Origin of the sequence: Thermogemmatispora aurantia, assembly GCF_008974285.1 — a bacterium.
Taxonomy (GTDB): Bacteria; Chloroflexota; Ktedonobacteria; order Ktedonobacterales; family Ktedonobacteraceae; genus Thermogemmatispora; species Thermogemmatispora aurantia.
The window spans coordinates 377,071-402,160 of the sequence record NZ_BKZV01000004.1; the positions used below are offsets into that span (position 1 = coordinate 377,071).

The window sequence follows — 25,090 nt, forward strand, 5'->3', positions numbered from 1 at the left end:
ATCGGTAACGCTGTATTGCAAGGGAGCGGCATAATCGGGAAGGATGAAACAGAGCAAAGGGTACAGCTGTCTTGGCCAGACTTGGGCAAGAGAACGAGCAAGATGGGCGCCCCAGGTGATGGCGATGGTGCTATAATAGCAAGGGACTTCTCCCGTGTGATATGTGAAGAAAGGAGGCACCGGACGTGAGCGAAGCAGCAGAGAGCGGCGAGAAGCGGCGTCGCGTCCTGGTGCCCGTTCGTGAGCGGGCCTTGCGCGTCGAAGATCTGGTCGTCATCGACGGCCATCGAACGCAGCGTCGCGTGCTGGCCGAGCGCTTGCAGGCGGGGGGCTATCGGCTGCAGCACACGCCCCACTTTCTCATGGCGGAGCGGGCCGAGGAGCCGCGGCGCCTGCTCGTGCACTTTTTCGCACGTCAGGAGCTGGATGCCGATCTTGGGGCCTGTTTTCTCGAAGAGTTGCGTCCTGCCGGCTGGCTGGCGACCCCTGCTGACCTGGCTCAGCTCTTTGCTGGAGTCATTGGTTCCTGTTCCCCCCGTGATCCGGCTCTGGCCTGGCGACGCTACGGCGAAAATACTCTCCAGCGCTATCGTCTTCTCCTGCAGAGCGCTCAGCCGCAGGAGCTGCCTGGACCAGCCTCGCCCATTGCCGTCTTCTCCAGCCTCTATCGTCGTGTCGCGGCCCTCATCGGGCGAGAGCCTGCCACTGCCGCTGGCACTCTGCTCGATGCCGGCTGCTCCTTCGGTTTTCTGCCTTTGCTGCTCGCCGAGGTCTGTCCCGAGTTGAGGGAGATCGTCGGTCTCGATCTGCTCCCCGACGCCTTTCTCGTTGCCCGTCAGCTAGCTGCTGAACGCGGTTGGCCGCAGGTGCGCTTTGTGCAGGCTGACCTGCGGGTGGCCGGCGAGCTGGCCCCGCTTGGGAGGTTCGACACAGTTGTGGCCCTGCACGTCCTGGAGCACTTCGGTCCCGAGGAAGGTGAGCAGGTCCTGAACAATCTGCTGGCGGCCACCAGGCGTCTCCTGGTGATCGCTGTCCCCTATGAAGAGCGGCCTGAGCCGGTCTATGGGCATCTGCGGGTCTTCTCGCCTGCCACCCTGGAAGCGCTGGGGAAGCGCTGTCTGGAGCGCTGGGGAGGACAGGGGGGACGCTACTGGTGTGAGGACTGCGCGGGCGGCCTGCTCATTGTCGAGCGCAGCCAGGACGAGGCCGAAGCGGCGAGCACTGCCGCGACGCTCTCAGGAGCACCTGCTGAGGCTTAAGGCGCCAGCGCCTGGCTGCTAGACGCGAGCCTGCTCCGCCCTGCCGGGTCTCTGCGGCAGAGGCTGACGCGGTTGACAAGGGGAGTGCCTGCCTTTTACAATACTTCTCAAGGTTGCACGTTGGTGCAAAGATCGGCGTTTGTGCCGAAACGGGCGTGCGAACGATCTCTGTTGCTCAGGGAAAGGGCACAACAGTATGACTCAGGAAAGTGACGATATTTATCTCCTGACCGAGGTGGCCAGCCTCTACTATGAAGAGAACTACACGCAGGAGCAGATTGCCAAAATGATCGGCATCTCGCGCTCCGGCGTTTCCCGCTTGCTGAGCCGCTCACGGGAGCTGGGTCTGGTTGACATTCATGTCCATCAGGTGCTGCGCACCTCTGCCGCCCTGCAAGAGGAGCTGATGGCGCGCTTTGGTCTGCAGGATGCGCAGGTGCTGGAGGCGGCGGAAGCGGAGGGGGTGGCGCTAGACCGCGTAGGGGCACTGGCGGCGCGCTATGTTGACCGGCGCATCCAGGAATCGCACGCAGAGGGGAAGCGGCCCATTCGCACGGTCGGCATTTCATGGGGGACCTCAATGCTGGAGATGCTCAAAGCATTGCGACCCCGGCGGCGCCTGCCGCTCAACGTTATCCAGCTCATGGGCAGCGTTGACACCTCTGCCCGGCCCGACATCGATGGGCCGGAGATCGCCCGTCGCCTGGCGGATGCCTACGGTGGGCGCTGCTACTACCTGCATGCGCCCCTGCTGGTGGCCGATGCCACGGTGCGCGAAGGTCTGCTCAAGGAGCGCAGCCTGCGTCGCTCGTTCCAGATGATGGAGCAGATGGACATGGCGCTGGTGGGCATCGGTGGCGCACGCCCGGAGGCCTCTGGTCTCTTCCGCGCTGGCTACCTGGATGAGGAAGAGCTGCAGGTGATTCGCAGTCAAGGTGCCGTCGGCGATATCTGCGGCTGCTACTTTGATATTGAGGGCCGCCTCTGTGCCCAGGAGCTACTCTGTCGCACGGTAACCGTCTCGTTTGAGACCTTGCGCAAGGTCCCGCTGGTAATCGCCGTAGCGGCGGGTGCAGCCAAGAAGGAGGCCATGTTTGGGGCCTTGCGGACCGGCGTGGTCAAAGTGCTGATCACTGATGAACCGGGGGCGCGCGCCCTGCTGCAGCTTGCTTCCAGCCAGGAGCTGGCTCAGCTCCCTGGCTAAGCCAGGTGCTCGCCCGCCTCGCCTGCCTGAGAAACCAGGGGACGGTGCCGCGCCGTCGAACACAGTGAGTGGGCGCCAGGCCCGCGCCGTGCTCGATCAGTCTGTCGTCCGTCCCCTCCTCCGTTCAGAGTACCACTCTGTCACCTCCTATGAAGAGGGAGGCAGAGCTTCCTCGGCAAAGTCGCGCTCGATCAGGTCGACCAGGGCCGCAACGGCCTGCTGCTCGTCTTCGCCTTCGGCGGTGATCTCCACCTCGGTGTTCTTCCCCACGGCCAGCGTCAGAATCAGGACCAGGCTCTTGGCGTTGACGCTCTTGCCTTTGCTGCTGATGGTGATTTTGCTCTTGAACTGATTGGCCAGCCTGACGAATTGCGCTGCAGGGCGGGCGTGCAGGCCAACCTCATTGCGCACAATGGTTTTTGCTTGCTGCATGCACCTCTCTCCTTCAGTCGGTGGTAGAGCACTCTGCTCCAGAGGACAGTGTACCATCTCTGCCGCTCTCTGTCGCCTCTCTGGGGCCAGCGCCGGAGCAACCCGCGATCAGAGCCGTGGGCACCGATGAGGACCGTTCACCCTGCCTGCTGGCGGATGAAGGCCCGGCACCGGTGCCCACTCCTGTTGCTGAACGGGGGGAGTGGCCAGATAGTGCCTCTATTCCGTCCGCTCGTCGAGAGCGCCGCCGTGCCTTCGACAGGGCCTCCTGGACCAGCCGAGCCGCAGCTGCGCTTAGAGCAGTAAATAGGGGTTTTCCAGCAGCTGCTTGCAGCGCTGCAGGAAGCGGCTGCCTGTAGCCCCATCGAGGACGCGGTGGTCGGCGGAGAGCGAGACCTTCATCACGGGGCGGATCTCCAGATGGGCCGTCGGCTCGGCTGGGCCATCCTTGCGCTCTTCGACGACCACGCCGCGCCGCGTCACCTTGCCGACGGCGAGGATGGCGCTCTGGCCCGGGGGAATGATAGCGTGGAAGGTATCAATGCCGTACATGCCCAGGTTGGAGATGGTGAAGGTGGCTCCGCTGAGGTCGTCGGGTGAGAGCTTGCCGGCCCGTGCTCCCTCCACGAGACGGCGCAGATTGCGGGCCAGTTCAGGCAGGCTCTGGCGATCGGCATAGCGGAGGACGGGTGTCAGCAGAGATTGGCCGGTATCGACGGCCACGCCAATGTGAACCGCGCGCCAGCGGCGAATAACCTCCTTGCCTGGGCCGCGGCTATCGTCGAGCGTGGCATTGACCTCGGGAGAGGCACGCAGAGCAGCAGCCACCGCGCGAATGATGATGGCCGTCAGGGAGGGGACCTCTTCGCCCTGGGCTGCGAGGCTGGCGGCCAGGCGCTGGCGACAGCGTTCCGCCTCGCTCATATCGATCTCCAGGTCAAGATAAATATGGGGCATGGTAGTGACGCTGGCCAGCATGCGCTGCCCGATGAGGCGCCGCGTCGGCGAGAGTGGGATGACCTCGGCCTCCTCGCTCTCTGCTGAGGTGGCCACAGGCGTGGGCGCTGCAGGAGCCTGTGACCGGGACTGGGCCACTGCCGCACTGGCCGTGGCGCCATCGACCGGGGTGCTTTGAACCGTCTCCTGCTGCTGGCGGAGCGCCAGGGCTGTCTCGACATCGGCGCGCGTCACCTTCTCGCCTCTCTTCTGCTCGGCCAGAGCCGCCAGGTCTACCTGATGCTCGCGAGCCATCTTGCGCGCCAGCGGCGTGGCCCGCACCTCTGGGCCTGCCTGCTGAGCCGGCTGGGTGGCCACGAAGGCCAGGATATCGGCGCGCGTCAGCGGAGGCTCGAAGCCAGCCGCTACCACGGCGCGCAAATCGACGGCGTGCAAAGCCGCCTCGCGCTTGGCTGCGGGCGTACTGGCGATGCGCGTTTCTTCCGTGGGTGCCTCTGCCGGGCTGGACGGGGCTGAGACTGCGGTTGAGGAAGGAACGTCGGCGGCAGGAGAGGAGAGAGAAGGATGCTCCTGGCGATGGGCGGAGGCCACAGCCGCAGTGGCAGCCGAGCTAGCAGCAGCGGCAGCAGCAGCCGGATCGCGCCCCTCCGCCAGCAAGAGGGCCAGCGGGGCGCCCACCTCCAGTGTCTCCTCCTCGCCGGCCAGAATCTTCAGGAGCTGACCCGTACAGGGGGCCTCGACCTCCAGAGCGACCTTATCGGTCATCACCTCGACCAATGGCTCCCCTTTCTCAAAGCGCGCCCCCTCGCTGAGAAGCCAGCGCACCACCGTGCCTTCGGTCATCGTCATGCCCAGCTTGGGCATTGTCAGCGTACGTTGCTCATGCTGCGTCTGCATCGCGCCGTCACCTCTGCCTTGTCTGCTTAGCTGGATTACCTGGGACTGCCCGGCGGCTGAGCCAGCTCACAGCGGCCTCCGCTGCAACAGGCGTCTGGCGGCCTGATAAATATCCTCTTCCTGGGGCGTGGCCCGTCGTTCGAGAGTTCGGTTGTAGGGAATGGGCGTCTCGGCCCCGCCCAGGCGCAGGATCGGTGCATCGAGATAGTAGAAGGCCTCGCTAGAGGCAATGCGGGCCGCGATCTCACCACCGAAGCCGCCGGTCAGCACGGCCTCATGGACGATCAGCACCCGCCCGGTCTTGCGCGCCGAAGCGATCAGGGTCTCCTCATCGAGGGGACGCAGCGTGCGGGGATCGACCACCTCGGCCTCGATACCCTCCTCGGCCAGGCGTGCGGCCACGGCCAGGGCGCGCGGCACCATAATCGAGAGGGCGATAATTGTCAGGTCCTTGCCGGGACGCTTAACTTCGGCCTGCCCGATAGGGATCGTCCATTCGCCACGAGGCACGGGCCCTTTGTAGCGATAGAGCAGCTTGTGTTCGAGGAAGATCACCGGATTGGGGTCGCGGATGGCCGAGAGCAGCAGCCCCTTGACGTCGGCAGGCGTCGAAGGGAGGACCACCTTCAGACCGGGCACGTGGGCAAACCAGGCCTCCAGGCTCTGCGAATGCTGAGCTGCCGCGCCGGTGCCCGAGCCGAGCGGGGCGCGGAAGACCACCGGCACCTGCGCCTTGCCGCCGAACATAAAGCGTAGTTTGGCCCCCTGGTTGACGATCTGGTCCATGCCGATGGCCATGAAATCGCTGAACTGGAATTCGGCGACCGGGCGCATACCGGTGAGGGCGGCGCCGATGGCACAGCCGGCCAGAGCGGCCTCCGAGATCGGTGTATCGCGCACGCGCTCCTCGCCAAACTCATCGATGAGGCCATAGGTCACGCCGAAGGCCCCGCCATAGATACCGATATCCTCGCCCATCAGGAAGACGCGCGGATCACGCCGCATCTCCTCGCGCAGGGCCTCGCGAATGGCCTCGGCGTAGGTCATCTCCTGAACCTGGCTCTGAGCCGCTTCTGCCTGCTGAGGCGTGCCGGCGGCGACGGTTGTCGGGAGAGAAGAAGGACCGCTCATGCGTACACTCCTTCCAGCAGAGAGTCGGGATCGGGTTCGGGGCTGGCCAGGGCGAACTGATAGGCTTCCTCGATAGCCTGGTAGGCCGCAGCTTCCTCGCGCTCGATCTCCTCTTGAGTCATCAGGCTGTGCTCGCGCAGATAGGCGGTCAGCCGCTTGATGGGATCGCGCTCCTGCCAGGCGCGGATCTCATCGCGTGTGCGGTAGCGGTTCTGGTCGCTCTTGGAGTGACCTTTGTAACGATAGGTGACGGCCTCGATCAGAGTGGGACCCTGGCCGGAGCGGGCGCGAGCAGCGGCGCGTGAGACGGCTTCGTAGACGGCAAAGACATCGTTGCCATCGACGCGCTCACCGGGGATACCGTAGGCCACAGCGCGCTGAGCAATGGTCTCGCAGCGCATGGCCTTCCGTACGGCCATCGACATGCCGTACTGGTTATTCTCACAGAGGAAAATGACGGGCAGGTCCCAGATGGAGGCCAGGTTAAGTGACTCGTGGAAGGTGCCTTCGTTGGCGGCGCCATCGCCAAAGAAGCAGAGACAGACACGATCAAGACCCTGCATCTTGATGCTGAGGCCGACACCGGTGGCAATGGGAATGCCGCCGCCGACCACGCCGTTGGCTCCAAGGTTACCGGAGGCCACGTCGGCGATGTGCATCGAACCGCCGCGTCCGCGGCAGTAACCGGTCTCCTTGCCAAGCAGCTCGGCCATCATCAACTTGAGGTCTGCCCCTTTGCTGATGCAATGACCGTGACCACGGTGGGTGCTGGTGATATAGTCATCGGGCCGCAGGGCCTGTAAAGCCCCAGCGGCGGTGGCCTCTTCTCCGATGGAAAGATGGGTCGTGCCGTGGACCTCGCCGCGCATGAAGAGTTCGTCCACCTTCTCTTCGAAGGCGCGAATGCGGTACATGGTCTGCAGCAGGCTGCGCATCTGCTCGGGGGAGAGGGCGGGAACCGCTTCAGACATAGCTGGCGTCTCCTGCTGTGTTGCACAAATATTCAATGATGCACACATATTCAATGTACCATGAGAGGGAGAGCCTGTCAATAGGCGGGGCGGGAGGCCACTTTCGGCTCTCCAAGCCGGGTTTCTCTAGAGAGAGCATGATCAAGAGGCTCTTGGAGAGCTTTTACTATGAAGCCAGTTTTCCTGCTCAGGGGGTGCTGGAGAGAAGCCCTGAATGAAGGGAGGCATAGCCGGGCAGCCGGGGTCCTGCTGGGACAGGAGTGCTGGCTGACCTGTCGCCAGCAGGACTGGCCTCTTGCTACCCCTCGTTCACGGCGATCTGCAGCATGCTTTGCAGGCAGGCACTGATCTCCTGGGGCGTCTGCAGGGAGATAAGGCGTGTGTAGAAACCGGGTTGCTGCAGCGCGCAGGTCACGGCCTGGAGGAAAGCCAGCTGTGTATCACCCGAAGTCAGCACGGGGAAAATAGCCAGCCGGCAGAGATGCTGCCGTGTGGGATCATCCATTGCCTGAAAAGGCAGGGCCTCGCTGAGCAGAGCCACGACCAGCGCTGGGCGCAAGACGTGCTCGAAGTCGACGTGGGGTAGGGCCACGGCGAAATCGCCGAAGTCCAATCCTGTTGGATACTGCCGTTCGCGCTCCTGGACCCCCTCCAGATAGCTCGGGCGCACCTGGCCGCGCCGCAGCAGCTCCTCATGCACGCGGGCAAACAACTCCTCCTTGCTCCTGACCGTCAGGCCCCACAAGACCAGCACTGGCATCGTGACCCCGTTGAGGGTCAACTCTAGCTCGATCGGTTCCATTTCCCGAACAATACTCTCTCCTCGCGTAGTCGATCGCTTCCTTTCTTATCTGATGCTGTCTCCTGATGAGTCGGGCGAGTGGCCCACGGGCCAGGCTCTCAACGCCGTGTCCGATTCGTGGCGCTGGCGGGATGAAGGTGCCGCACTGGCTGGTGTAGCTGACGCGGCGCTGCCGACTGAGGGGCCAGGCGAGCCAGTAAACGGGCCAGGCCCTCTGCAGTAAAGCCCGCCTCTGCGCGCAGGGCCTCGGGAGTGGCCCGCCGTATCCAGAGGCCGTGGCGCGTTGGCATATAGCGCACGCGGGCCGCCGCTTCCTGCCAACGCGGCTCCAGAGCCTGCAGAAGCTGCTGTGGCGTCTCCGGCTGAGCGGGATCGTAGGCCGGTAGCAGCTCCTGCACCCAACGTCGCAGCTGCTGGCGCAGACGGATCACCCCCCGCAGGCCCCAGCAGACCACGCCCATCCAGGCCAGCAAGAGCAAACCAATGGGCAAGGAATGGGTCAGATAAGCGTTTTCCAGGGCGCGCCCCAAAGGCCCCATCAAATAGTCGACCAGAACGCCGATCATCGTTGGTTGGCTCCCTTTCTTCTGCTTGCTCTCCGTCCCATTAGCCTGGCCAGGCCAGGCAGGCCCTTCCTCGGCCCACAGCCAGCCGGGCGCTCGATCGCCCTGGTTCCAGCCGCACCGCGGCGGGCCAGAGCGATCCGCCCGCTGACCGTGTAGTGAGCCTGGCCGGCAGGCAGACAGACAGGCAGACAGGCAGGCAGACAGACAGACGGTCCAGAGCTGCCTTTAGCCCTGGCCAGCGATCGCCTGGCCGCCGGCGCCCTCGGCCTCGATCCCGACCCCGGTTTCGTTCTCCGGTGTCTCTACCTCCTCGCGCACGTAGAGGGCCTTATCGTCGATGCCCGGCACATGCGAGCGGCAATAGAGGAAGTAGGCGATATAGCAGGCCACCGTGAAGGCCACCCACAGTGCCGACCAGATCAAGAAGACCGGTCCGTAGGAGCCAACCTGCTGCAGCGAGAAGAAGAAGACCAGTGCAAAGGAAATCAAGTGAGCGCCGGAGTCGAGGCTAGAGATCGAGATCGCTCCCTTGGGGATAGCGAAGTGAGCGCCCTTAGCCAATACCACCGTCATCGGTGCCAGGAAAGTACCCACCGACAGAATGCCGGCCATAAAAATCGTGGCGATGATCACCCCACGGATCACATTGCCGCGTGACCAGGTGGTGGCCCAGATCACCAGGAAGGGCAGGACCGCCAGATCGGTAAAGGGCAGCACATGGTTCAAACCGAGGAAGCTGAGGACGATCGCCAGGATGAGCGTAATCGGCACCATCAGCAGGGCCACCGTCATGTTATTGGCGAAGCCGATCACAATGGCGGCATCCAGGCCGATGTAGAGTTCCCGGCCCGGGAAGCGCTGGCTGATGAACGTCTGTGCGCCCTCCGAGAGCGGAACCAGACCCTCCATCAGGATAGCCACCATGCGCGGCAGGACCAGCATCACGGCGCCCAGCGTAATGCCAGTCGTCAGGATCTTGGCGAAGGACCCACCGAAGTCGCTGCTCAGGCCCGGGAAATAGGCCAGGAGGCCAATGAGCAGGCCCAGGACCAGCCCGATGATCATCGGCTCGCCGACGATGCCGAAGCGCTCCTGAATGGTGCCGGTATCGGCGTGCAGCTTATTGAGGCCGGGAATGCGGTCCAGCAGCTTGTTCAAGACCCAGCCGACCGGCGACCAGTCGACGGTACTGCTGTGCGGCAGCGAGATGCCCGGCAGGCCGTAGTAGTCCTGAACGATGGGCGCTGAAAGATCGGCCAGCTTGAGGATGAACAGCTCAGTGAGCAGAGCCAGCGCCAGGGCGATAAAGAAATTCCCGGTGATGACGTAGACGAAGGCCGCGGTAAAGATAAAGTGCCAGTAGTTCCACATGTCGATGTCGAGCGTCTTGACGAAGCGCACGACAATCAACAGCAGGTTGAGCAGGATACCCAGAATGAAGACCCAGGGAACAACGGAGACGGTGCCGAAGGAGATGGCGGCGGCCACCGGCCAGCCAACATCGATGACGTCGAGATGGATGCCGAGGTTGTTGACCATCGCCTGCGCCGCCGGCCCCAGCGTATTGACCAGTAGGCCGATGACGAGGTTGATGGCGATGAAGCCAACGCCGATGGTGATGGCGGCCCGCAGCGAGCGCCCAAGAGGCATGCGGAAGATCATGCACAGAATGAAGATGATGATGGGCATCATGACGCTGGGGCCAAGATTCAAGATATAGTTGATAACGGCCATAACAGCGGACATGGCTGGTTCCTCCTACCCGTAGTGAGGATAAAAAGCCGACTCTTGGCGTACATCTTCGCTCTTGCTCGCGATGTACGCCCGTTCGCAAACCTTGCGGTGATTGTCTGCCGTTTTGCCTGCCTATCCTCTACGCACTTGCCAGGGGCCTTCCTTGTTGGAGCACCTCAGCTCAGCTGGCGCTGAGGGTCTTGAGATAGGCGGCAATCTCGTCGGCGAGCTGGTCGGCGCCCACGCCGCTGATGAGCGGCAGGCCATTAAAGACCTTGATAGGGACCTTCACAGCGACCTGGGTGGTCGAGACGATAGCGTGTGGTCGGAAGGTGGAGACTTTGCCAGCGACTTCGGCGGCTTTACACGAGGCGGTTGTAACGCTGAGGCCGCGACTCTTGAGCAGGCGCTTGAGTTTGTCGGCGGCCAGGGTCGAGGTGGCGATCCCGGTACCGCAACTGACGAGGATGCGTAGATCGGACATGGGCGGAAAAACCTCCTGGCAACTGGTCACAGCTCTGTGAAGTGCTCCCGACTCGTTTCTCCGCTGCCCAGCTGGAGACACGAGAGGGGCGACGGCTCTTCCTTGAAGAGAAAATATCAGGAAGGAAGGCTGATGCTTCTGCTGGCCTTGTCCCGCGACGCCGCAGGGGGCCATATGTTGCTCTCCTCTGCTCTTCTTGCTCTCCCTCCTTTCAAAGGGCACACCTGAAGATTTTAAAATGGTCGATCGCTCGATTTGTAAAGTTGTGCCCTTACTATAAACTGCTCCATTCCGGTTGTTTCTATGGTACCTGATGGTGACGACCGTTGTCAACCCTTGTGCATAAGTGGACAATTGTTCACTGCCGCTCGCCCGGGCAGGGAAATGTCGCTTGTGCGCGCTAGAGGGCTGGACGCTGGCCACAGTGGAAGGTCGCGTGGGGAGGCGACTGGGCGGTTTTTCTCTATGCCGCCCGCTTGACATTCGCCAGAGGGCAAGGTATACTATGCACAAAATATCGAATGTGCACAAAGGTGAAACGGTGTTCGACCAGCGGAGTGCAGCGAGGCACGTTGTGGCCATTGTCCTGGCGGCAGGTCAGGGCAGACGCATGGGGCTGCCGATCAACAAGATTTTCCTGCCGATTCACGGCAAGCCGGTGATTATCTACACGCTAGAAGCCTTTGAGCGCTGTCCTGTGATTGACGAAGTCTTGCTCGTTGCTGCCGCTGGCGAGGAGGAGCAGCTTGCCAAGCTGACGCAAGCGGCCCACTGTCAGAAAGTCAGGCGCATCGTCCAGGGCGGTCCGACGCGGCACGCCTCCGAGCAATGTGCGCTGGAGGCCCTGCGCCCGCGCATCGAAAGCGGCGAGATCGACCTGATTCTGATCCATGATGGGGCTCGTCCCTTTGTGCTCCCCGAGCGCATCCAGCAGCTGGTCGAGACGGCGCGTGCCTGTGGTGGGGCCATTCTGGCCATGCCGCTGCAGGAGGAGGAGCTGATCGTCGAGGTTGACGAGCAGCAGGCTATCTGTCGCCGCTTCGCCGGTCAGCGGGCCTGGCGGGCCCAGACGCCCCAGGCTTTTCGTGCGGCCTGGTTGCTGGCGGCCTACGATCGGGCGCGTCAGGACCAGTTTGAGGGGACCGACACGGCGGCCTCTCTGGAGCGTCTCGGCTATCCGGTGGCGGTGGTCGAAAGCGATCAGAGCAATCTGAAGATCACCACCGCTTACGACCTGTTGCAGGCCGAGCGGCTCTGTCGCCACTATGGCCTCTAGGTGGGTCAAGTCTGGCGTTGCTGCCAGGGAAGGAGGGGGGCGCCCTGCGGAAGGGGCTTCAGGTTCTGGTCTATTGCCTATTTCTTGTTTCTTGAGCGTTGAGTCGTCCATCTGTCTGTTTACGTCGCTGAACTTCGCCTTGCTGGCAATGCGTGATGGAGGGCAGGCCCTGGCCGGGTGAGCTGGGTGGGGTTGGGCTGAGCTGGCGAGAGTGCCTTGAGTGAGCGCTCCAGCTCCAGCCGAGCTGTCCTGTTCCTCTCCATCGCTGATCGATCGTCGAGGAAAGAGGGGGCGTCGCTCGCTATGATAGCCTGCCAGACTGAACTGGACTGCCTCTACTGCGGTCGTCCGACGGTGCACACGGTCTTTTATGCCTCGCTCTATATCAAGCGGATCGTCTGCCATCGTTGCGCCCACGCCGTTGAAAAGCCAGCGGCTGTCTTACTTCGTCAATATTGTCGTGATCTCCCCTGGCGGGCTACCGCCCTCGCGCGTCGCCTAAAGCATGAGGCGCAGGCCGATCCACTGCTCTTCGTCTCCAGCTTGCCCCGGCGCGTGGTCAACAAACCGATCGAGCTTTCCCGCGAGCTGGCCGAGGTCTGTCTGTAGGAGCTGAGCTGATCGCGGCTCTATCTGGCCCTGTGCCTGCCGCGTTAGAGTATGACATCAGGAGGTTCGTATGATCGAGCAAGTTGCCCTCGTTGCCCTGGTGGCCTGGTGCTTGCAGCTTGCCCTGGCCTACTGGCAGGCGCGGCGCTTCTATCGCGAGGTGAGCCGTCTGCGCCGGCTGGGGCCGTGTGCCACAGCCATGGCTGGGGGGCGCTACCGTGGACGCACCTATGTAGTACTTGTGGCCCATCCCCAGCAGCGCACTATTCTGGCGGCCCGGCAGCTTCGAGGCTTCACGGTCTTTGCACGGCTCCGTCCCCTGCCCCAGGTTGAGGGGTGGCCTCTGGACGAATTGCTCTCGCCCGAGCGGCTCAGCGCGGCTGGCCTGGCTCCACGTCTGGCCGAGGCGGTCGGGAGCGCTACCAATACGCTCCTGGAGGCGCTCGAGCGCCGAAAGGCGGGGGCCGCTGCAGAGGCTGACGGGGGTGTAGTCGCGCCGCGCCGGTCGCTGCAGCCGTTGGTCTGAGGGGAGGGTTGTCGCTCACTCGCTCAATTGCCGACTTCCTCGCTCGGTGGGAAAGCTGAGCGGTCCTCGCCGGGTGCTACCTGGCTCTGGCTGCGGCCTGCTGTCCTGTGTGGTGGCCTGAGAGGACAGAAGATTGTCACATTGTCCTTTTGTCTGGAGGTGATCTTGTGGAGATCGCAGCCCGTATTGCCGAGGGGTTCATCGGCATGTTCCAGAAGGGGGGCACGACCTTCGTCGGTCTGGTCACGGGCATCATTCCCCTGCTGATCGTGCTGATGACTGCCGTCAATGCTCTGGTGCGCCTCATTGGTCCTGAGCGCATCGACAAAGTGGCCATGATCAGTAGTCGCAACGTCTTGTTGCGCTATCTGGTTCTGCCCTTCCTGGCCGTCTTCTTCCTGACTAACCCGATGGCCTACACGATGGGGCGCTTTCTGCCGGAGAAGCAGAAGCCGGCCTTCTATGATGCGGCGGTATCCTTTGTCCATCCCATTCTTGGTCTCTTTCCCCATGCCAACCCAGGCGAGATCTTTGTCTGGGCCGGTATTGCGGCGGGCATCACGAAGCTCGGGCTGGGACTGGGAGATCTGGCGATTCGCTATTTCCTGGTGGGCCTGTTAGTGATCTTTATTCGCGGGCTGGTGACGGAGCGCATCACGGCCATCATGTGGGCGCGGCGCTCGGTGCCCGAGGGCCAGAGCCAGGGTGAGGAGTCAACGTCGGCAGCCGAGGCGGCCCCTGCTGTGGAAGCGGGCGGGGCGGCCTTCGCTAGCGGAGAGGAGGCGTAGTCATGCAAGTTGTGGCGCGTGGTCTGGAGGCCATTGGGCGGGCCGTTGGCAATGTGGTCGGCATTCTGTATCAGGCTGGCCGCGACACCATTGACCAGGTGATCCGCAATATTCTGCCCTTTATGGCCTTCATCAGCATGGTCATCGGCATCATTCTCTACACGGGGATCGGCAACATTATTGCTCATACCCTGTCGCCGCTGGCCTCAAATATTTTCGGACTGCTGCTGATGTCGGTGATCTGTGCCATTCCGATTCTGTCGCCGTTGCTGGGTCCCGGGGCGGTGATCGCTCAGGTGGTGGGGACGCTGCTGGGCGTGGAGATCGGTCTGGGCCATATTCCGCCGCAGTATGCGCTGCCGGCTCTCTTTGCCATTAATCCGCAGGTCGGTTGTGACTTTATCCCGGTCGGGTTGGCGCTTGGTGAGGCCGAGCCGGAGACGACCGAGATCGGGGTGCCAGCGGTTTTGATGTCGCGCCTGATCACGGGGCCGCTGGCGGTGGTCATTGCCTATCTGGCGAGCTTTGGGATGTATGCCGGCCACTGAGGCTGGCTGAGCAAAAGAGAGCGGACGCGCGGCGGGGTGTGCTGCGGCTCGGGCCAGGCGGGGTGACGGCCACGGCACTCGGGGACTGGCTGACCTGTCCTGCCTGCTACTGGCGCTGGTTGATTGACCTGAGATCTGGCCTGAGCCGAGCCTTGAGCTACTGAGTGAGGTGCGAAGAGAAAGGAGTGTGCGACGATGCCTTATCGTGCTGTCAAGATTTCGCGAGGACGCGGTGGCTGGGGCGGGCCGCTGGTTGTCAAGCCCGAGCCAGGAAAGGATCTGATCTATTGCGTGACCGGTGGGGGCATTCATCCGGTGGCGCAGCGCATTGCGGAGCTGAGTGGCGGGCGAGCTTTCGATGGCTTTCGTTCGTCGGCCCCTGAGAAGCAGATTGCCTGTGTGGTGATTGACTGCGGCGGGACGGCGCGCATCGGGGTCTATCCGATGAAGAAGATTCTGACTATCGATGTGAAGCCGAGTTCGCCCTCGGGGCCGCTGATGAAGTTCATCACGGAGCAGCTCTTTGTGTCGGGGGTGCGCCCCGAGGATGTGACGCTGCTTGAGGAGTCCTGATGACGGGGGCTGGTCGGGCCTCGCTCTCGTTGGCGCTGGCTGGTGCTCTTTGGGCTGCTGGCGAGGGTGGAGTCAGCGCAGGGGCGGGGCAAGGCTGGCGCTGAGTTGTCTAGAGGGCGGGCGGCTGTTGTGATCGCTTGCTCAAGGAGGGAGGAGGAGAGACGGCCATGTCGATGCTGCGTTTCAATCACTTTCCTGGGGCGGGAATGGCGGGCGCCGAGGGGGCGGGGACCGCTGGGGAGGGGATGGAGCTGGGTGTGGGGAGGCGGGTTTTGCTCAAGTATCGGGCGATGATTGGGGAGATTGGGCCGCAGGTGCCGGAGTTCCTGCCGCATGGCATTTTGATTTTCTTTGGTCCGCAGGCGCCGGCGGAGCTGCGCGAGGTCTCGCTTGTCCATTCGGGGGCGACGTTGCAGGGGGCGATCGAGGTGGGCGACTGGCTTTGCTTCCGGGAGCCGTCTGACGATGGCGGCGAGGTAGGTCGGGTGTTCACGTATCGGGTGACGGCGGTCGGCGAGGTGGCCAGTGCCAATCTGGCCGAGCTGGGTCATCTGGTGGTGCATTTCGATGGCGCGGCGGAGGCGGCGCTGCCCGGGACGATCTCGGTGGAGCCGGCTCTGCTCCATCTGCCCCCGGTGGGAACCATTCTGGAATTGCTCAGACTGGAGGATTGCCACGAGCTATGAATCTGGTTGCGGAACTTGAGGCGCGTCAGCGCGAGGGGCGTCCGATCCGTGTGGGGCTGGTGGGGGTTGGTCAGATGGGGGCGGGTCTGATTGCTCAGGTGAGTCAGATGCAGGGCATGGAGGTAGTGGCGGCTGCCGATATTGAGACGGAGCGAGCTGTGGCGGCCTTCCGCGCCTGTGGCTATAGTGAGGAGGAGGTGCTGCTCTTGCCGCCTGGGGCCAGCAGCCACGAGGCCGATGCGGCGGTGCGAGCTGGCAAGCGGGTGGTGACGGCGCGGGCGACCTTGGTCCCTGATATCGCTTCGCTGGATGCTGTGGTGGAGGCTACGGGCGTGCCTGCTGTGGGGGCGCTCGTCGCCTATCGGACGATTCTGGCGCGTCGTCATATCATCATGCTCAATGTGGAGACCGATGCTACAATCGGCTATTTGCTGAAGCGTATGGCCGATGCGGCAGGCGTGGTTTATACGACCTCGGCAGGCGATGAGCCGGGGGCGATTTTGGAGTTGTATGATTTTGCTCGCTCGCTCGGCTTTGAGATTGTGGCGGCTGGCAAGGGGAAAAATAACCCGCTGGACCGCGGTGCGACGCCGGAGCAGTTGGCCGAGCAGGCGCGGAGCCGGCATATGAGTCCCCATATGCTGACATCGTTTGTCGATGGGACGAAGACGATGGTGGAGATGACGGCAGTGGCCAATGCGACGGGGTTGGTGCCGGATGTCAGTGGAATGCATGGGCCGCAGGCGACGCCAGAGACGCTGGCGCAGATTTTTTGTCCGCGTGAGGATGGGGGCATTCTGGGACGACGGGGTGTGGTTGATTATGCGCTGGGAAGCGTGGCGCCGGGGGTCTTTCTGGTGATTACGACTCAGCAGCCGAAGGTGATTGAGGATTTGCGCTATTTGCGCCTGGGCGAGGGACCATACTGGGCGCTCTATCGTCCGTATCATCTGGCCAATCTGGAGACGCCGCGTTCGATTGCCCAGGCGGTTCTGTATCAGCAGGCGACGCTGGCGCCAGCGGGGCCACCGGTGGCGGAGACGACGGCGGTGGCGAAGCGCGATTTGCAGGAGGGGGAGGTGTTGGAGGGGTTGGGGGGAACGTCTCTCTATGGCAATATTGAGCGGGTCGAGGTGGCGCGGGCGCAGCGAATGCTGCCGTTGGGGTTGACGGCGCGGGCGCGGGTGCGCCGTCCAGTGGCTCGCGGTCAGACGCTGACCTACGATGATGTGGAGCTGGATGCCCATTCCTTTATAGTGCAGGCACGGCGTATGCAGGATGCACTGATTTACGATGGGGAGCCACCGCTGTAGCTGAGAGGATAGGCCCGGTGTCAAGGCAAGGGGGATTACGGTGGATGCACCTCTGATGCTGTTTGCCGTTGATGGCTGGACTGACTGGGCGGGGGCAGATGAGAGCGGATAGCCTGGCTCTCTGCTGCTCCCGCCTTCATTGTGACTGACTGGCTGAACTGACTGGGAGAGGGTCGAGGGTGGGCGTGAAAAGGCCCTTTTGAGGGGCTGATTCGAAACTCTCCGGGCTCTCCCCGGAAATGCGGTCAGATTCTGACCGCATTTCCCTGGAAGCATGCATCTTTTGCTGCTTTTATCATTGAAAGTATGTTGATGCTCTCTCGAAACTCGCCCCTTGCGGCTTGCAAAAAACGAGTTTCGAGAAAGGTCGTGATACGATAGATTTTGGCAGGCGGGAGGAGAAGAAAATGAGGCTCTCAGAAGCCAAAAACGGGGCCTCGATCGTTATAGAATAGGTGAGAAGTATCCCTAATGCTCCTCCGCTGCCTGCGGTTGCAGGGGAGTCGATCCGCACGAGGATACTGAAAGGAACAGGCAATAATGCGATGCCTGGCCAATGGTGTTCCGTTGCAGGGGAGTCGATCCGCACGAGGATACTGAAAGGCTCCCCTCACCCTCACGCGGGCGCGCCGGATTTCCGGGTTGCAGGAGAGTCGATCCGCACGAGGATACTGAAAGAGTCACGGCCTCGACGACGACTCTCCTGCTTTTTAAGGTTGCAGGGGAGTCGATCCGCACGAGGATACTGAAAGGAAAACATCTTGAGGTCAGCCGCGTTTTTGGTATACTGAGTTGCAGGGGAGTCGATCCGCACGAGGATACTGAAAGGCCTCACGCAGCACACGATTGCACGCGCGCAATCCACGTTGCAGGGGAGTCGATCCGCACGAGGATACTGAAAGTTGACGGCGGCAAGACCTGGCAGCCGGCGGCAATAGTTGCAGGGGAGTCGATCCGCACGAGGATACTGAAAGGCCTCACGCAGCACACGATTGCACGCGCGCAATCCACGTTGCAGGGGAGTCGATCCGCACGAGGATACTGAAAGCACACCGCTCCTTGAGCGGCTGGCGGACGAGCTTAGTTGCAGGGGAGTCGATCCGCACGAGGATACTGAAAGGTTACATTTACACCAGCGCAAAGGGCCAAAGGGCCAAAGTTGCAGGGGAGTCGATCCGCACGAGGATACTGAAAGCGCTTCCCCACATCAGCAGGGAGATCAGGGCAAACAAGAGTTGCAGGGGAGTAGATCCGCACGAGGATACTGAAAGGCAGCGGTAACTCTGTGCCAGGTATTCCAGATCTGACGTTGCAGGGGAGTAGATCCGCACGAGGATACTGAAAGTAGTGTTGGTAGGAAATGCTGTCGGTCAAAATATCACGTTGCAGGGGAGTAGATCCGCACGAGGATACTGAAAGCCACGAAATTGCGAGATCTTGCGCGTGATCTTGGGATCGTTGCAGGGGAGTAGATCCGCACGAGGATACTGAAAGCGTTCCGGTTGCCAGCGCAGGGTCGACGTCCGGGCACTGAGTTGCAGGGGAGTCGATCCCCACGAGGATACTGAAACACAAGGGTACTGAAAGAAAGCATGAAAAAAACGGCGCCCGCAAGTCAATCCCACGAGCGCCGTTAGCCGTTTGCGGTCACAGCCTACCTGGAGCCGGACATGGCACTATGAACCTCCTGCGCCACTCCCGGCAGATCGTGACGCAGCTCGTAGTCACTTACCAGACAAACCCTCGGTCCAAGCTCCTGCAAGGGATGTCCGGTTTGCTTATAGTCTTGCTCAACAGGATAAGTACCGACAGCGAGCAGGTTGCCATCCTCGTCCTTCGCAAGCAACGGCACTAACTGACCCGCCAGCCAGCCCGGCTGATGACAGTCGTAGCCCTGCAGCGTCAGAAACTGAGCCAGGCCCTCAAGCTGTCGCCTCTGCTCCTCCAGGGAGAAGGCCGCCGGCGCTCGCTGCTCGACAATCGCCTGCAGCAGGCGCCGGCCAAGATGACGGTCGAGGCGATAGTGCAGCATGCGGTTGCCATAGTTGCGCAAACAACGATAACAGGACTGCTCGCAGTTCTCTGGGCACTCCTTGAGAATCTCTAGCGTCTTGTCAAGCAACTGCTCGATCTCCTGGCCTACCTGAGTGGCATAGCCCGCCCCACCGGCCAGCGCATCGAACAGGAAAAAGTCAATACTGCGTCCTACCAGCACGCCATTGCCCATCGGCGTGTAGTTCCAGCCGATGCGCAGCTCGCCCGACTGGATGTCCAGCAGGCGAGTGGCTGCCAGTTGCAGGGCCTGGGCCAGCGTATGGGCGGCATCCGCCAGCCAGCTCTGCCCAACCTCATAGCGCGTCCCCCAGGGCAGCGTCAGGCGTAGCAACAACAGATCACTTCGGAAGATATGGCCGAGATAGCCATACCAGTATGAGCGGCTTTTACAATATTGCTCCTGGGCACTCAGGAAAGGACGCGGGTGAGCATGATAAGAGGAACCTTCCAGCGCCGCGCTGCTCGCCCCAACCACAGCGGCGCCACAGCTCCGACAGATAGTGAAGCCGGTGCCACCAGGGCCGGCATTGACGATGAGCAGCTCCTGATTCTCCTTGTATGCCCAGGCTGCGCCCCCGTTCGACGTCTCCCGATCCAGACGGTCGCGACTGGTCAAGGGCATCACCTGATGAGCCGCCGTGTAGATGACTCCCTGCTCTTGCTGAGCACTGTGGGCAGACGAGCGACGCTCACGCGAAGTGGCCCCCCACGGCGCAAAGGCTGGCGGATCAAGAATCTCCTGTTCTCGTAAGGGGGTATGACACTGGGGACAGGGCTGTTCCAGCACTCCGGTGCTGCCGTTTGCTCCCCTGCGGGTGGTGGTCTCTTCAAGATAGCCACAGACCTGACAGAGCAGAAAACGTCGTCGGGCCTGCTTAAAGAAGCGCTCCACCGGCGACGGTGCATTGCTGGGGGCCAGACCAGGAAAGAGCGTCACGTAGATGCCGCCGCTCTGATAGGTCTCCTTATTCACCACCAACTCACGCCCGGGCGCGTACTCCGTCAGTGCGATATCGACGCTCTGCTGCGGACGCTCCCGAAAGCCAAATCGCTGATGATTCTTCTTTTCGATGACGAAGCTGCGCAGCTCGCGCGGAAAAGCATACTGTGGCAGCAGGCCCTGATCAAAGAGCAGGTCAAGTAAGAGAACCTCTTTCACATCATCGGCGCTGCTGGCGCTCATCCAGCCCGCCGACAGGAGCAGGCGCTGCTCCTCGAACTCCCGCTGCAGCTCCTCCAGACGCTCGCAGAGCCTGGCCCCAATCTCGCCAACGATGGCAAACTTGCGCTCGAGATCGCAGCGCTGACCCTCGATCTCATCTGGCAGCCAGGCGATAACGTGGCGCCTGAACTCAAGGGGGCGCTCTCTGAGCATCTGCTTCAGCCACGTGCCGAAGCGGCTCAACGTCGCCGCTCCTTTCTCTTGGAAGAAATCACTGGCGCGCCCCAGGGCCTCGGGAAGCGAACTGCGCTGTAAAGCGGCCTCCGTCTTGCCCTCCACGTATTCGCGGAAAAAGGTCTGCAGGAGGGCGGCCTGAATGTGGCGCGTGAGCAGGCGCTTGTTAACGGGGGAGAGACGCGGGCAGGGCACCGGATCGCTGATCATCTCCTCGGGGTGGTCGAAGTAGTGGCCGTCATGGCTGCCGTTCTCGCTGTAGGCCAGCACCGTTGAGAGAGCGGCCCCGCGCCGTCCGGCCCGTCCGGCGCGCTGCTGGTAGCTGGAGCGCGTCGGCGGGATGTTGCGCAGGCCCACCCCCAGCAACTGGCCAATATCGACGCCGACCTCCATCGTGGTGGTACAGCTCAGCACGTCGATGGCCGGCTTCTCTGCTGAGATGCCGATCTCCTGAAAGCGCAGCTCGTACTCCTCAGTGGTCGACGAGACCGCCTGACTGTCGCGGTGGGAGAGCTGGGCGGTATGCTCCTCGGCGGTCAGGTGCATGGGACGGCGCTGTCCGGCCAGCACCTGGCGCAATGGCTCGCGATAGAAGGCCGTGCGGGCCTGTAAACTGATGTCCTCGGTAGGGAGAGGCTGCAGATTCTCGCTCCGACAGCTCCTGGCCGGGCAGCGTCCGCGCAGCGGCTGCCAGACGAGCTGTGTGCAGTCGCGACACTGATACCACTTATCGTCAAGAGTCAGACGCAGGGCTAGCTGTTCTGGGCGGAGAAAACGCGGCCCGTTGGAGGAAGAACTGCAGAGTACATCGATCATGGCCTGGCGAAACTCTTTTTCGTTGCCGACCTTGAGCAGCTCTCTGGCCATTTTTTCTGCCTCAAGCGGCGACTTGTCCTCCCGGAAACCTTCGCCGGGGACAGTCATCTGCCGATCCGAGAAGGCGATGCCATCGTCGAAAGCGCTCAATTCAAGCAGTTCGGCGATCCACTGGATCGCCAGGGCCCGCAGCTCCTCATCGCTCAGCCCGCTAGCGGAGAATTTACGGTGCAAGGCCCTGAACGCGGCTGGCGCCGGTTCAATAATGGCGATGCACATGCGTGGCAGCGAATAGAAGCGGTCGGCAACCTGGCGCAGGAGAGCGCGGCGATAGCCAGGGATCAGGGCCGGCGTCCAATCTTCAGCAATGGCCAGGTCTTCATTCCCCTGGTAATCCTGGCGGAACTCGTGGATGCGCCTGAGTAGCTCCTTCTGAGAGTCACCATCGAAAAAGTAGAGATCATATTTAGAACAGACGATGATAAACTCCCGCTGCAGCTTCCCATCGAGCGGCACCAGCTCCTGACCGTGGCGCTGGCGCAGGCGATCCGCGGCCAGGATGAGAGCCTCGCGGAAAGTGTCTAGCTCAACCTCGCGCGGTAGATCGCGCGCCAGACGCGCCGCACGCTGGCGGCCATCCGAAAAGAGCAGGACCTTGCGTCCCATGTTAGGGGCTGCCTCTCGGGCTGGTGTACGTGGCGGCTGCAGCTCAAACTGACGCCGCACCAGGTTGACAAAGGGTTGCTCGCCGCGCGTCGCCAGACTGGCCAGGGCATCAGATGTGGTCAACCGCTTGAGGCAGACCGGGCAGCTCTTCCAGCCATTGCCGGCTGCTGGCTGATCCCCTCCATTGCTGGCGTTAGAACTTGTTTTGCTCTTGTTCTCAGGAGCAGGTCGATAGAGGGTGATAAACTCTTCCTCGCGGCCCCAGGCCCATGTCGATTGTAGCCCTTTCCCGACCACGTAGGCATTGCCAGTTTGGATGTGCAGGCGCAGCTCCTGCAGATGCGACTGTGTGGAATGCTGCCGGGGATGGGGAGAGCCGATCAGGAGCAGCTCCTCATGGGCCTGGTTACGGTCCTCGCCCGGCTCGTGCCAGAGAAACTGAGTCTGGGGGCCAGCGCTGCCCGTCGTCGTGAAAACGCGCAGGAAGAGGGCCCCGCAGTTTCGGTGCGCATACAGCTCGTAGACGCGCGCGCCGCAGTCGCAGTGCAGGCGGGGACTCAGCCAGAGCCGGCCCAGCGTCGACGGTCCGTCTGTCTGGTGCAGGAGCGCGCTACAGCGTGGATTGACGCAGGCGTAGAGCGTCGGCAAGCCGCGAAAGAGGAAATGGGCGCGCACCGGCAGCAGGGGCTGATCATCCTCACGGCAGGCGGCGGCAGCCAGACTGAGCAGGGCACTGGTGGCGCGAACGCGCTCTTGCTCGGAGAGCGATGGGAAAAGCTGGGCGGCCAGCTCGCTCAAGGCGCGGGCCTTGCCGGCGGTCTGGCTCCACAGCAGACGGAAGCTTTGCAGACTGCTCAGGCAACGACCCAGATAGAGCGGTAACTCGGCCAGGGAGGATGGAGCTGGCCAGCCGAGGCGCTGGCTGAGGTCCTCTACGGCTCGCAGAGCAGCGCCCTCGTCCAGAACTCGATTGGCGAAAGCCGTCAGGTCGAAGGCCGCCAGCGCTGCGCCTTCGGTCTCTGGCGTCGGCCTGGGGAGCGGTCGCCCGTTGACGACGCTGGGAGCCGAGGGCGGCTGGCTTGGCTCGCCACGGACGATGGCAAAGCTGGCGCCGGCTGAGCCGCGGGCCCCTACCAGCCCTTCGGCAAAGGTCAGAATGCCCGTCTCGCCGGCGCTGGGGTCCAGACTGGCGCTGGTCAGAATGTAGCGCACACGCTCGCGCCCGATGCCAAGGCGGGCCTGCAGGCGGCGCAGGAGCAGCGAGATCTCTGCACCGGTGGCACCGCTATAGAGGTGCGCCTCATCGAGCACAATCAGCAGGCTGTTAGCCGGATGGCTCTCCAGCCATTGGGCGGTCTGGGCAAAGATGCTGCGCTCGATGGGGCGCATCAGCATATATTCCAACATGGAATAGTTAGTAATCAGGATGTCGGGGCAGCAGCGCTGGATTTGGTGACGGCTGTAGAGTTCGCGATCGTCAGCGTCGATCTCGACTGCTCCCCGGATGGCGGCATCGTGCAGGCGTTCCAGATTGCAGGCCGGCCAGCGTCCCCTCTCTTCCTGCTCCTGACGTTGCTCTGGGGATACATTGGCGTAGAAATCGAGCAGAGGGAGCAGTTGGGCCTTGTTGCGTTCCTGGCTCATCTGGCCTGGGTAGGGAGTACGTGAGGTATACATGCCGAAGCGAAGCGGGCGGCTAACGCCGTAGCGCTCTTTGAACCAGCGAGCAAAGGCGGCATGGCCGAAGAGACGGCGCAGGCGGATCAGTTGGTCGTTGACGAGGGCATTGGTGGGATAGAGGATGAGGGTGCGCATACCAGGTAGGGCAAAGCTCTCGCGGCGCTGCCCGGCTTCGTCGAGGCTGCGGGCAAGGATCGCGAGCAGGAAAACCTCCGTTTTGCCCGAACCGGTGCCGGTGGTCAGGATCAGATCGCGGTCTTGTCCGAGCAGGGCCTCCAGGGCCTCGCCCTGGTGGGGATAGGGCTGGGGAGGGATGAGCGGAGGCAGGCCAGTAGCCTGGCCAGCCAGTTCGGCCAGGGCCTGGCCTATGACGGGCGGCAGATCCAGGTTGGTATAAGAGCGCCCGCCAGGGTAGCCAGGGGTGCTTTCGATATAGGGTTCGCGTGCAATGACCTTCGGCTCCTCCAGCAGCCGGCGACGCTCCTCAACGACGTCGCTGTGACGAATAGGATATTGGGCCTCAATATAACGGATCAGTTGCTGCTGAAGCTCGCGCGCGATCGTTGAAAGGTCATAGTGCTGTTGGCTGGTGGTCTGATTCATAAGTGCTCCTTGTTTCAAGCTCTCACCGCAGAGTCTGCTGCCGGGAAGGTCGGTGAGGGCAAGGAAAGCTCAGGAACAGGTTTCCTCTATCGCTGTGGTGTCAGACCGTGATAGGCGAGGCGATCAAGACGGGGCGGGCGCTCAGCGCGGACAGTCCTTTCTGAGTGGAAGAGGGCCGGGCTGGGGAGCCTGCGCCGCTTCTCTCACGCTGGGAATCGAAGTGCTGCCAATTATAGCATGGCTCTGCTGCTTCAGTAAAGTGTGCCTCCTGTCTGCTCTGCTGGAGGCTGCCATAATTCGCTCTGAGGGAGTGGGCAGAGAGAGGGATCAAGCAAGCAATAGGTCTCTGCCCGGGGTGCGCGGGACGAGCCTGGCCAACCGATTGTTGGCTCGCTCAGGGCAGTGCTCTGGTTGGGGACTCTGGCCGTTGGGATGGCGAGGTAGGCTCTGCCTGCTCCAGCCAGAGGAGCAGCTCGGGCGGGCACTCTTCCCAGGGGACATAGTCTAGCACCGCCGAAGCCGGCACGTCGAGCGGCAGATCGAGGCGCTCGTGAACCTGTTGCCGGTGGGCGTAGACGGTGTTGCGACTCACTCCCAGGCGCCTGGCCACCTGGGCAGGTGTCAGGCCGAGACGCAGTAAGAGGAGCACCTGCCAGCGTCGCTGCCCGCGCAGGAGGCCGGGGCGGTTATTGGATTCTCGGGGGGGCGGGGCCTGGATGGCTGGCAGTGGCGAGGCGGGCGGCAGGGGAGGGAGTGGCTCAGGAGGGAGCAGCTCGGGTGGACAAAGCTCCCAGGGAATATGAGGCAGCAGATGGCTGCGACGTGGCAGGCCGAGGCGATGGCGTAGCTGTGCGAGCTGGACGGTGACCGTGCCGGGAGACAGGCCCAGCTGCGCGGCAATGGCCCGGCGCGAGTGGCCCAGGCGCAGCAAGAGGACGATCTGCCACTGGCGACGGGTGAGGGGGCGTCGGAGCCGCCGACTTGCTGATCCAGAGTGCGAGCGTGGTGAGGGTGAAGTCATGAGATGATCCTCCTTCTGACTGAAGCATCATATGGCCTGACCTGCCGACAGGCGATCAGCCAGAGAGCTGGCGGACCTCCTGCCGGTGGCCTGGCTG

Annotated in this window: 18 protein-coding genes, 2 pseudogenes and 1 CRISPR repeat array; of the genes and pseudogenes, 10 read left to right on the forward strand and 10 right to left on the reverse strand. The window is 62.7% G+C overall.

Features of this window, described 5'->3' with window-relative positions; genetic code table 11:
* Positions 1–185 precede the first annotated feature (185 nt).
* Both KTAU_RS14080 and KTAU_RS14085 read left to right on the forward strand, forming a co-directional pair.
* The gene (locus KTAU_RS14080; RefSeq protein ID WP_151728979.1) at positions 186–1,259 is read left to right on the forward strand and encodes a class I SAM-dependent methyltransferase; all 1,074 of its coding nucleotides are present in this window, start codon (positions 186–188) and stop codon (positions 1,257–1,259) included.
* 196 nt (positions 1,260–1,455) lie between these two features.
* Positions 1,456–2,463, forward strand: coding sequence for a sugar-binding transcriptional regulator (locus KTAU_RS14085; protein WP_151728980.1), 1,008 nt, complete (start codon positions 1,456–1,458; stop codon positions 2,461–2,463).
* A 147-nt stretch (positions 2,464–2,610) separates the two neighbouring features.
* Here KTAU_RS14085 and KTAU_RS14090 read toward each other — a convergent pair whose 3' ends face one another.
* The 8 genes from KTAU_RS14090 to KTAU_RS14125 all read right to left on the reverse strand — a co-directional run bounded on the left by KTAU_RS14090 (position 2,611) and on the right by KTAU_RS14125 (position 10,437).
* On the reverse strand, positions 2,611–2,895 hold the full coding sequence (locus KTAU_RS14090; protein ID WP_052890245.1) for an HPr family phosphocarrier protein: 285 nt from the start codon (positions 2,893–2,895) through the stop codon (positions 2,611–2,613).
* Between the two features lie 294 nt (positions 2,896–3,189).
* A complete protein-coding gene (locus KTAU_RS14095) occupies positions 3,190–4,749 on the reverse strand; it encodes a dihydrolipoamide acetyltransferase family protein (RefSeq protein WP_151728981.1) in 1,560 nt (519 codons plus the stop codon).
* 66 nt (positions 4,750–4,815) lie between these two features.
* Positions 4,816–5,796 carry an alpha-ketoacid dehydrogenase subunit beta gene (locus KTAU_RS14100; RefSeq protein WP_069804670.1) on the reverse strand — a complete coding sequence of 327 codons (981 nt, stop codon included), beginning with the start codon at positions 5,794–5,796 and terminating at the stop codon, positions 4,816–4,818.
* 80 nt (positions 5,797–5,876) lie between these two features.
* Positions 5,877–6,851, reverse strand: coding sequence for a thiamine pyrophosphate-dependent dehydrogenase E1 component subunit alpha (locus tag KTAU_RS14105; protein WP_151728982.1), 975 nt, complete (start codon positions 6,849–6,851; stop codon positions 5,877–5,879).
* A gap of 298 nt (positions 6,852–7,149) precedes the next feature.
* Positions 7,150–7,653, reverse strand: coding sequence for a PTS sugar transporter subunit IIA (locus KTAU_RS14110; RefSeq protein WP_151728983.1), 504 nt, complete (start codon positions 7,651–7,653; stop codon positions 7,150–7,152).
* 98 nt (positions 7,654–7,751) lie between these two features.
* Positions 7,752–8,219, reverse strand: a complete 468-nt coding sequence (locus tag KTAU_RS14115; protein WP_151728984.1) for a hypothetical protein — start codon at positions 8,217–8,219, stop codon at positions 7,752–7,754.
* A 225-nt stretch (positions 8,220–8,444) separates the two neighbouring features.
* Positions 8,445–9,965 carry a PTS galactitol transporter subunit IIC gene (locus KTAU_RS14120; protein ID WP_228026468.1) on the reverse strand — a complete coding sequence of 507 codons (1,521 nt, stop codon included), beginning with the start codon at positions 9,963–9,965 and terminating at the stop codon, positions 8,445–8,447.
* A 169-nt stretch (positions 9,966–10,134) separates the two neighbouring features.
* Complete coding sequence (locus tag KTAU_RS14125) at positions 10,135–10,437, reverse strand: PTS sugar transporter subunit IIB (protein ID WP_151728985.1); 303 nt, start codon at positions 10,435–10,437, stop codon at positions 10,135–10,137.
* A gap of 505 nt (positions 10,438–10,942) precedes the next feature.
* Here KTAU_RS14125 and ispD point away from each other — a divergent pair.
* The 8 genes and pseudogenes from ispD to KTAU_RS14165 all read left to right on the forward strand — a co-directional run bounded on the left by ispD (position 10,943) and on the right by KTAU_RS14165 (position 16,756).
* A complete protein-coding gene (gene ispD, locus KTAU_RS14130) occupies positions 10,943–11,713 on the forward strand; it encodes a 2-C-methyl-D-erythritol 4-phosphate cytidylyltransferase (protein WP_151728986.1) in 771 nt (256 codons plus the stop codon).
* 303 nt (positions 11,714–12,016) lie between these two features.
* On the forward strand, positions 12,017–12,322 hold the full coding sequence (locus KTAU_RS14135; protein WP_052890237.1) for a hypothetical protein: 306 nt from the start codon (positions 12,017–12,019) through the stop codon (positions 12,320–12,322).
* 70 nt (positions 12,323–12,392) lie between these two features.
* Positions 12,393–12,848 (forward strand): transcriptional regulator GutM, encoded by a 456-nt coding sequence (locus KTAU_RS14140; protein ID WP_151728987.1) that lies wholly within the window; start codon positions 12,393–12,395, stop codon positions 12,846–12,848.
* Between the two features lie 167 nt (positions 12,849–13,015).
* A complete protein-coding gene (gene srlA / locus KTAU_RS14145; RefSeq protein ID WP_084658874.1) occupies positions 13,016–13,636 on the forward strand; it encodes a PTS glucitol/sorbitol transporter subunit IIC in 621 nt (206 codons plus the stop codon).
* 23 nt (positions 13,637–13,659) lie between these two features.
* Positions 13,660–14,184: pseudogene (locus KTAU_RS14150) on the forward strand (PTS glucitol/sorbitol transporter subunit IIB); the annotation flags it as partial.
* A 195-nt stretch (positions 14,185–14,379) separates the two neighbouring features.
* Positions 14,380–14,748: pseudogene (locus KTAU_RS14155) on the forward strand (PTS glucitol/sorbitol transporter subunit IIB); the annotation flags it as partial.
* A 176-nt stretch (positions 14,749–14,924) separates the two neighbouring features.
* Positions 14,925–15,443, forward strand: a complete 519-nt coding sequence (locus KTAU_RS14160) for a PTS glucitol/sorbitol transporter subunit IIA (protein WP_151728990.1) — start codon at positions 14,925–14,927, stop codon at positions 15,441–15,443.
* Positions 15,440–16,756 carry an NAD(P)H-dependent oxidoreductase gene (locus tag KTAU_RS14165; protein WP_069804658.1) on the forward strand — a complete coding sequence of 439 codons (1,317 nt, stop codon included), beginning with the start codon at positions 15,440–15,442 and terminating at the stop codon, positions 16,754–16,756. Before KTAU_RS14160 ends, KTAU_RS14165 begins: the two co-directional genes overlap by 4 nt.
* A gap of 491 nt (positions 16,757–17,247) precedes the next feature.
* Positions 17,248–18,327: a CRISPR direct-repeat array (repeat unit 37 nt; unit sequence GTTGCAGGGGAGTCGATCCGCACGAGGATACTGAAAG).
* An 83-nt stretch (positions 18,328–18,410) separates the two neighbouring features.
* Here KTAU_RS14165 and KTAU_RS14170 read toward each other — a convergent pair.
* Entirely contained in the window at positions 18,411–23,972 is a 5,562-nt protein-coding gene (locus KTAU_RS14170; protein ID WP_151728991.1) for a DEAD/DEAH box helicase family protein, read from the reverse strand.
* Between the two features lie 394 nt (positions 23,973–24,366).
* Complete coding sequence (locus KTAU_RS14175; RefSeq protein ID WP_151728992.1) at positions 24,367–24,993, reverse strand: LuxR C-terminal-related transcriptional regulator; 627 nt, start codon at positions 24,991–24,993, stop codon at positions 24,367–24,369.
* Positions 24,994–25,090 lie beyond the last annotated feature (97 nt).

Coding starts and splice junctions, on each gene's coding strand:
- KTAU_RS14095 (WP_151728981.1), bottom strand. CDS start 4,749: ATGCAGACGCAGCATGAGCAACGTACGCTGACAATGCCCAAGCTGGGC.
- KTAU_RS14090 (WP_052890245.1), bottom strand. CDS start 2,895: ATGCAGCAAGCAAAAACCATTGTGCGCAATGAGGTTGGCCTGCACGCC.
- KTAU_RS14135 (WP_052890237.1), top strand. CDS start 12,017: ATGATAGCCTGCCAGACTGAACTGGACTGCCTCTACTGCGGTCGTCCG.
- KTAU_RS14140 (WP_151728987.1), top strand. CDS start 12,393: ATGATCGAGCAAGTTGCCCTCGTTGCCCTGGTGGCCTGGTGCTTGCAG.
- KTAU_RS14125 (WP_151728985.1), bottom strand. CDS start 10,437: ATGTCCGATCTACGCATCCTCGTCAGTTGCGGTACCGGGATCGCCACC.
- KTAU_RS14105 (WP_151728982.1), bottom strand. CDS start 6,851: ATGTCTGAAGCGGTTCCCGCCCTCTCCCCCGAGCAGATGCGCAGCCTG.
- KTAU_RS14120 (WP_228026468.1), bottom strand. CDS start 9,965: ATGTCCGCTGTTATGGCCGTTATCAACTATATCTTGAATCTTGGCCCC.
- KTAU_RS14085 (WP_151728980.1), top strand. CDS start 1,456: ATGACTCAGGAAAGTGACGATATTTATCTCCTGACCGAGGTGGCCAGC.
- KTAU_RS14165 (WP_069804658.1), top strand. CDS start 15,440: ATGAATCTGGTTGCGGAACTTGAGGCGCGTCAGCGCGAGGGGCGTCCG.
- KTAU_RS14115 (WP_151728984.1), bottom strand. CDS start 8,219: ATGATCGGCGTTCTGGTCGACTATTTGATGGGGCCTTTGGGGCGCGCC.
- KTAU_RS14160 (WP_151728990.1), top strand. CDS start 14,925: ATGTCGATGCTGCGTTTCAATCACTTTCCTGGGGCGGGAATGGCGGGC.
- KTAU_RS14175 (WP_151728992.1), bottom strand. CDS start 24,993: ATGACTTCACCCTCACCACGCTCGCACTCTGGATCAGCAAGTCGGCGG.
- KTAU_RS14170 (WP_151728991.1), bottom strand. CDS start 23,972: ATGAATCAGACCACCAGCCAACAGCACTATGACCTTTCAACGATCGCG.
- KTAU_RS14110 (WP_151728983.1), bottom strand. CDS start 7,653: ATGGAACCGATCGAGCTAGAGTTGACCCTCAACGGGGTCACGATGCCA.
- KTAU_RS14100 (WP_069804670.1), bottom strand. CDS start 5,796: ATGACCTACGCCGAGGCCATTCGCGAGGCCCTGCGCGAGGAGATGCGG.
- ispD (WP_151728986.1), top strand. CDS start 10,943: ATGCACAAAATATCGAATGTGCACAAAGGTGAAACGGTGTTCGACCAG.